This window comes from Halorubrum sp. SP9 (genome assembly GCF_005435015.1).
GTDB classification, from domain to species: domain Archaea; phylum Halobacteriota; class Halobacteria; order Halobacteriales; family Haloferacaceae; genus Halorubrum; species Halorubrum sodomense.
In genome coordinates, this window is sequence record NZ_SGXU01000338.1 from 1 (window position 1) to 487 (window position 487).

The 487-nt window shown below is 59.3% G+C and carries 1 pseudogene; it reads right to left on the bottom strand.

Features of this window, described 5'->3' with window-relative positions:
• Nucleotides 1–236 (bottom strand): annotated as a pseudogene (locus tag EXE45_RS17795) (sensor histidine kinase); the annotation flags it as partial.
• Nucleotides 237–487 lie beyond the last annotated feature (251 nt).

Below are 487 nucleotides of genomic sequence, written 5' to 3' on the forward strand. Positions count from 1 at the left end.
TCACGGGATTTCGTGCCCGCGCCGAGGACGGAGAGATCCCGCATCCCAGTCTGGCTTCCAAGGTCCACACCCGCACCATCATCACAGACGACCGTCTGATCCGGCGTGACGCTCACGAGCACGCGGGAGGCGCCCGGACTGTCGACGCCGTTTTGGACGGCTTCGCGGATTGCGTCCGTCAGGTCCGCCATCTGGTCTTCGATCAGGTACTGCGCGACCTGATCAGTTGTGGTCATCTCAACCGTGTCGGTGCTCCTGTCGTCGGTCCCGGCTGAATCCGGGGTAGTGGCCTCATTGGACATGGTGGCCACCCCCTCGGGGCACCAGAGAAACTGAACACAGTAGCACACTAAGCGGCCGTTAGATTCTCCGCTCCGGGATCAAAATCCGCCAGAAAACAAGCACGGTGGCTGGAACTATACAATTCCAGATGGGTAGGATGGTAGGTCTCCCGAAGCGTTTTTGCTCTCGGTGAAATACCAATTAG